The following is a 7,336-nucleotide window of genomic DNA, read 5'->3' on the forward strand; positions in this document are numbered from 1 at the left end:
ATCATTATATTTCCCCCTACACCTTGAACAAATACCTAAACATACCCATTAATTAAGCAATTAGATTATTTAATAGGTAACACCATGCGTTTAGATAGATTTACAAGTAAATTTCAATCTGCGCTTTCTGATGCGCAATCGCTAGCCCTTGGTCGCGATCATCAATTTATTGAACCCGTACATTTAATGTATTCATTGCTAAAGCAAAGTGGCTCTAGTGTACGTGCATTATTTGCACAAACGGGTGTCAGCGCTGACGAACTCAACACCAAGCTTTCACAAGAAATAGAAAAATTATTTAAAGTAGAAGGTGTAGGTGGCGACGTCCAGCTATCAAACAATATGGCATCACTTATTAATCTATGTGATAAGTACGCGCAAAAACGCAAAGACAAATATATTTCAAGTGAATTATTTGTACTGGCGGCATGCGATGATAAAGGTCCACTTGGCGATATATTTAGGTCGTTAAATATTACCTCGACTAAAATTGAAACTGCAATTAAAGCGATTCGCGGCGGTCAAAAAGTTGATGACCCAAATGCCGAAGAAACACGTCAAGCGCTTGAAAAATTCACGATTGATCTAACTGAGCGAGCAGAGCAAGGTAAGCTTGACCCCGTTATTGGTCGCGATGACGAAATTCGCCGCACGATTCAGGTACTACAACGCCGCACTAAAAATAACCCTGTATTAATCGGTGAACCAGGTGTTGGTAAAACAGCAATTGCCGAGGGGTTAGCACAGCGTATTATTAATGGTGAAGTACCTGAAGGATTAAAAAATAAACGCGTACTATCACTTGATTTAGGGGCGTTAGTTGCGGGTGCTAAATACCGTGGCGAATTTGAAGAACGTTTAAAATCAGTATTAAACGAATTGGCTAAAGAAGAAGGCCAAGTCATTTTATTTATTGATGAAATACATACTATTGTAGGTGCAGGAAAAAGTGACGGTGCCATGGATGCAGGCAATATGTTAAAGCCAGCATTAGCACGCGGTGAATTACACTGTGTTGGCGCAACCACGCTTGATGAATACCGTAAATATATAGAAAAAGACGCAGCTCTTGAGCGTCGATTCCAAAAGGTACTTATTGAAGAGCCATCTGTTGAAGATACCATTGCAATATTACGTGGCTTAAAAGAGCGATATGAGTTACATCATTCAGTAGAAATTACTGACCCCGCGATTGTTGCTGCGGCGCAGTTATCTCATCGTTACATTAGTGACCGTCAGTTACCCGATAAAGCGATTGATTTAATAGATGAAGCGGGTTCTTCAATTCGATTACAAATTGATTCCAAACCAGAATCGTTAGACAAGCTTGAACGCCGTATCATCCAGCTAAAGTTAGAAGATAATGCGCTAGCGAAAGAAAAAGACGAAGCAAGTCAAAAACGCCGAGCTGAAATGCAAGAGTTGATCACCGACCTTGATGGGCAATATCGTGAGCTAGACGAGATATGGAATGCTGAAAAAGCATCACTTCAAGGCACGCAAGTAATTAAAGCCGAGCTTGAACAAGCAAGATTAGATTTAGATGTAGCGCGAAGAGCAAGTGATTTACAGCGTATGTCAGAGCTGCAATATGGGCGAATTCCAGAACTTGAACGAAAACTTGATTTAGCCTCACAAGCCGAAATGCAAGAAATGACTCTGCTTAAAAACCAAGTAGGTGAGGATGAAATTGCTGAAATACTGTCTCGCTGGACAGGAATTCCTGTTGCAAGAATGCTACAAGGTGAGCGTGAAAAGCTGCTGCAAATGGAAGATAAGTTACACAGTAAAGTAATAGGGCAAGATGAAGCGGTTGTTGCTGTTTCTAACGCAATACGACGCTCACGTGCCGGGCTTGCAGATCCTAATCGTCCTATTGGTTCTTTCTTATTTTTAGGTCCAACTGGTGTGGGTAAAACCGAGCTGACAAAAGCACTGGCTGGTTTTATGTTTGATACCGAAGATGCCATGGTGCGTATCGATATGTCTGAGTTTATGGAAAAACATTCAGTCGCACGTCTAGTAGGGGCTCCTCCAGGTTACGTGGGTTACGAAGAGGGCGGTTATTTAACAGAAGCTGTTCGTCGTAAACCTTACTCAGTGATATTGCTTGATGAAATAGAAAAGGCGCATCCTGATGTGTTTAATATTTTACTGCAAGTATTAGATGATGGCCGATTAACTGACGGGCAGGGTAGAACCGTTGATTTTAAAAATACCGTTATTATCATGACCTCAAATCTAGGCTCAGATATTATCCAAGAGCAAGCGGGTAATAATGATTACACGACCCTTAAAGCTAAAGTAATGGAAGTATTAATTAATGAGTTTAGGCCTGAATTTATTAACCGTATAGACGAGACTGTCGTGTTCCACCCGTTAGCAAACGAGCATATAAAAGAAATAGCTGATATTCAGTTAATGAAATTACGTGAGCGTTTAACAGAGATGGGGTATCTGCTTGAAATAAGCGATGCTGCTCTTGAGCGAATTGCAGCAAGTGGGTTTGATCCTGTGTACGGTGCACGTCCGCTTAAGCGTGCTATTCAACAAACGATTGAAAACCCGCTGGCACAAAAGTTACTCAATGGAGACTACTTACCAGGTTGCGTGATCGTTATTGATGCAAATGACGACTCTCTGGTATTTTCCAAGCGTTAATTGTAAATAATTAAACTCAAAAGCCGCTAAAATAGCGGCTTTTTTATGTTTGTTAAACTTTAAAAGTTAGTAATAAATCGTTCACCCTACGTGAACCTTCAACAAGTTCAGCTGCTCCTTTTGCCACATTAAAGCTTAAGCTTAAGTTGTTATCTCCAAAGTCTTTAATTTGCGAAACATTATTACTAATATCATTACTAACCATTTGTTGCTCTTCTGCAGCAGATGATATTTGTATTGCTAAATGAGATATTTCACTGATTTGGATAAAAATCCCCTCTAATTCAACTTGAGTTTTATCGGTTGTCAGCACACAATTATCGGCTTGTGCTTTAGTGCTTTGCATTACTTTAGACCAGCTAAATAAAGTATCTTGTATTTCTTTAATAGAACTGTGGATTTGTGTTGTAGCATTTTGAGTACGTGACGAAAGGGTCCTTACCTCGTCGGCTACTACAGCAAAGCCTCGACCATGCTCTCCCGCTCTAGCTGCTTCAATCGCTGCATTAAGGGCAAGTAAGTTAGTTTGATCGGCAATTCCTTCTATTTCACTCATTACTTTACCAATCTTATCTGCTTCAGAGGCTAAGCTGGTGGCTGTGGTTGCAGCCTTTTCTACTTGAAAAGCTAAATCAGATACCATTTTACTATTATCTGCAATATGGTCTTTTATTTCAGAGCAACTTTGATGGGTGTTATTCACTTTATCAGCTGTTTGAGCGGTATTTACTGATATTTCACCAATGGTAGAGCTCATTTGAGTCATCGCTGATGCAATTTGTTCTAAACGCTCACCTTGCGAAAAAATGCCTTTTTCAGTAAGCGTAGATTGTTTATCTAGATCAGTTGCGATGCCATTAAAGCTTAATGTGGAGTCTTTCATACGGCCAAGAACCGTGCGCAATTTTGCGCTTAGCATTTGCTCTCTATAATCACTTACGCTATGCGGTGTATGGCCGCTGTAAATATAGCGAGAGATTGAATCGGCTTTTGCTTTTTGTTCGCGTAATATTTTAGGGGTAACAATCAGTTCGTCATAATTTAGCGCAATAACTAAGGCGCACATCAATAGGCTAATTACAGCTAAAGAGATTGATCCCGTAACAGCAATAAAAATCAGCCAAAGTAATAGGCATATAAAAGTAATGCCTTGTCTTATTGTGGTGTGTTCTCGTAGTTTAAATGATGACTTATTGGCATTTATTTTGTTGTAAAGAGCGTGTGCACGTTGCTTAAGTTGAGAGCTTGCTTTAGTTCTTACTGATTGATAACCAACAAGTCGGCTATGCTCAAAAATAGGGGTTACAAAGGCATCTACCCAATAATAACGGCCATCTTTACAGCGGTTTTTAACCATGCCGCGCCACGAGTGCTCTTGTTTTAATGTTGCCCACATTTCTTTAAAGGCCGCTTTTGGCATATCAGGGTGACGAACAATATTATGATGCTGACCGATAAGCTCTTGTGCGCTATAACCTGCTACAGAGCAAAACTCTTGATTGACGTATGTTATTACACCCTTGAGGTCGGTAGTAGAAACAAGCTCTTGTGACTCATCAAAGTATACTTCTTTATTTTTTAAGCTTTTATCATTGTGCATTATGTTTATTATCATCCTTTATTGTTGCTGTCATTATATTGGTTACACACTACAAAGCAAAAAATAGCGTCTTTCCTTTTATGCTCATAAGGCAAATAATTGTTTTTATTGATCTAGATCAAATTTAAATATCGAGTAGCTAAATTGAACTCATTTTAAATAAGTTCCGGTCTATTATTTTAGGCTTATATTTTGCGTATTTAATTTATACTTAAATACGCATTTAAAGCATTTGTATAATGCCCAGAGCAATGGCAATATTACGACTTAATATAATGATGTTGGTCATATTGAGCGCATGTATAGAGTGGGTAAATAATTATTAACTTAGAAAAATTATATTGTTCTAGCAATTTATACCAGTTGCATTAAATAAGTGATCAATTATAGCGCTAAGAAAATAGCACAATAACAAGGCGAAAATTATGACATATAGTTGTTCTATATGAATAATTTTTAACGCAGTGAGTGCGCTATTTAATGCGATAGAATGATCATATTTTCAATAAAATTGGTATTAATCTTGAGTCTAAGTAATTAGCCCCCATAACCTTATGATTAAGCCACGTGGCCCGAGGAAAGATTTTTTGACAACACATGATTTAACTAACGCACTTGAAGCGTTATCAGTAAATGAGCACCAACATGCAGTTAAAGGCATTAAACGTGGCATAGAGCGAGAGTCGCTAAGAATACAAGATAATGGTGCAATATCACCTCAAGGTCACCCAAAAGGTGTGGGCAGTGCGTTAACTAACGGCCATATCACAACTGATTTTTCTGAGTCTTTACTTGAATTTATTACTCCAGTTAGTGAATCGTCAACGCAAACGCTTAAGCAATTAAAAGACCTTCAAAAGTTCACTCTAGAAAAAATGGGCGATGAACTACTTTGGCCCATTAGCATGCCGTGTTTTATTGAGCACCAAGACGATATAGTGCTAGCTCAGTTTGGTAGTTCAAATACTGGTCAAATGAAAACACTATACCGTGAAGGATTAAAAAATCGCTACGGTAGTATGATGCAAGCAATTGCAGGTGTTCACTTTAATATTTCATTCCCAGATACGCTTTGGCAGTCACTTCATTCTTTACAAAAAAGCAATGCAAGCCTTCAAGATTTTATTTCAGAAGGCTACTTATCGCTTATTCGTAACTTTAAACGCGAACTATGGCTAATAAGTTACATGTTTGGCGCATCGCCAGCATTGTGTAACTCATTTTTGCAAGGTCGAAAAACTGACTTACCATTTAAAAAACTAGGTAAAGGCACGCTTTACTTAGAAGTTGGTACAGCACTGCGTTTAGGTAATTTAGGTTATACAAATAGCGCTCAGTCGTCACTACGCGTAATGTATAACTCGTTAGATGAATATGTAGCGGGCCTTAAAAAAGCAATCAACACACCATCAGAAATTTATGGTGATCTTGATGACTACAAGAGTGAAAACCCTAAGCAGTTAAATAAAAATATTCTGCAGATTGAAAACGAATTTTACTCGCCAATTCGTCCTAAGCGCAATGCGAAAAGTGGCGAAACGCCAACGGATGCATTGCTCCGAGCAGGCATTGAATACGTAGAAATTCGCGCATTAGACGTTAACCCGTTTAGCGAAGTTGGTATTGATATTGAGCAAATTCACTTTTTAGATGTGTTTTTAACGTATTGTTTATTAAAAGATTCAGCTCCAATGGATTGGAAAGAACAAGCACGTAGTACTGAAAATCTCGACACAGTAGTAAACCAAGGTCGAGAAGAAGGGCTAATGCTTAACTTTAATAACACACAGCGTAGCCTTCAGTCGTGGGGCGATGAAATATTTACCCAGCTTACAGATGTCGCTAAATGGATGGATAATGCTTATGGTGTTAACTATTACTCAGATACTATAAAGCGCATGGCAACGTGGATACATAATCCAGAGCTTACTTACTCTGGACGTTACGTGTCACAATTAAAAGAGTCTGGTTTAGACAACGGTCACTTTGCACTAGCATTGGCTAGTAAATATAAGCAAAGCCACGCAGATACTGACTACAGCGAGTTTTTAAAGCCTTGGCTGGAACAACAAGTTGTAGAGTCTAACGAAGCACAAGCTGCAATTGAGCAAGCAGATACCCAGTCATTTACCGCGTTTTTAGATGCGTATTTTGACGGTAAATAACCTTAGTATTTAGCAACATTTAAGCAAAAAAACGCAGCCTAAGTTGGCTGCGTAAATATATTCAGGGATGAATTAATGCTGTACTGGTGCATTCATTGAGTCAGACCCACACTTTTTAGAAAAGTTCTGTGAGATCTTAGAAAAATGAAAAAAAATGCAATTATCCTATCTCTCGCCATTACTTTAGCCGGTTGTGCTACAGCGCCCCCAAAGCAACCTAACGATTTATGTAAAATCTTTGAAGAAAAGCCCGATTGGTATTTCGATGCAAAAGATGCACAAGAAAAATGGGGTTCTCCCAAGCATGTACTCATGAGTATGATGTACCAAGAAAGCTCATTTAAGCATGATGCCGCTCCGCCTATGGAGTACTTCTTATGGATAATTCCTACCGGTCGCGCAAGTGATGCCTATGGTTACTCGCAAGCTAAAACACCAACATGGTCTGATTATATTCGTGAAACAGGCAACAACGGTGCTGATAGAGATGACTTTGACGATGCAATCGACTTTATGGCGTGGTTTGTTTATAAAACGCATAAAGTAAATAAAATATCTAAATGGGATGCTTACGCACAATACCTTAATTATCATGAAGGTTGGGGTGGGTATAAGCGTGGCACGTACAAAAAGAAAAAGTGGCTAATGGGTGTTGCGAACAAAGTTAAGCACAGAGCGAGCCGTTATGGTGCGCAATTAAAACACTGCGAAGAAGAGCTTGATAAAGGTTGGTTTGAACGTCTTATATTTGGCTAGATAATTATTAATGGATATAAAAGGTAGCTTTTGCCTAATGCCGATCAGTTAAGAAAATGACCGGTTGACCGATCCAAACGATCATGCAAAATCCGTAGTTAGGAAACTAACTACGGATTTTTTTGTGAATATAGAACAAGCACTGCAAGCAACA

The 7,336-nt window shown here is 38.9% G+C and carries 4 protein-coding genes; 3 read left to right on the plus strand and 1 reads right to left on the minus strand.

Features of this window, described 5'->3' with window-relative positions; translation table 11 throughout:
* Positions 1 to 84: 84 nt before the first annotated feature.
* A complete protein-coding gene (gene clpB / locus I6F48_RS07075) occupies positions 85 to 2,661 on the plus strand; it encodes an ATP-dependent chaperone ClpB (protein ID WP_024593582.1) in 2,577 nt (858 codons plus the stop codon).
* A 52-nt stretch (positions 2,662 to 2,713) separates the two neighbouring features.
* Here clpB and I6F48_RS07080 read toward each other — a convergent pair whose 3' ends face one another.
* Positions 2,714 to 4,261, minus strand: a complete 1,548-nt coding sequence (locus I6F48_RS07080) for a methyl-accepting chemotaxis protein (protein WP_165729583.1) — start codon at positions 4,259 to 4,261, stop codon at positions 2,714 to 2,716.
* A 587-nt stretch (positions 4,262 to 4,848) separates the two neighbouring features.
* On the opposite strand from I6F48_RS07080, the gene gshA reads away from it, so the two are divergent.
* Together gshA and I6F48_RS07090 are read left to right on the plus strand one after the other, a co-directional pair.
* Entirely contained in the window at positions 4,849 to 6,426 is a 1,578-nt protein-coding gene (gshA, locus tag I6F48_RS07085) for a glutamate--cysteine ligase (RefSeq protein ID WP_165729582.1), read from the plus strand.
* Positions 6,427 to 6,570: 144 nt separating this feature from the next.
* The gene (locus tag I6F48_RS07090; protein ID WP_010554629.1) at positions 6,571 to 7,182 is read left to right on the plus strand and encodes a transglycosylase SLT domain-containing protein; all 612 of its coding nucleotides are present in this window, start codon (positions 6,571 to 6,573) and stop codon (positions 7,180 to 7,182) included.
* Positions 7,183 to 7,336: the final 154 nt, after the last annotated feature.

It is taken from the genome of Pseudoalteromonas sp. SWYJ118, from assembly GCF_015864505.1.
GTDB classification, from domain to species: Bacteria; Pseudomonadota; Gammaproteobacteria; order Enterobacterales; family Alteromonadaceae; genus Pseudoalteromonas; species Pseudoalteromonas arctica.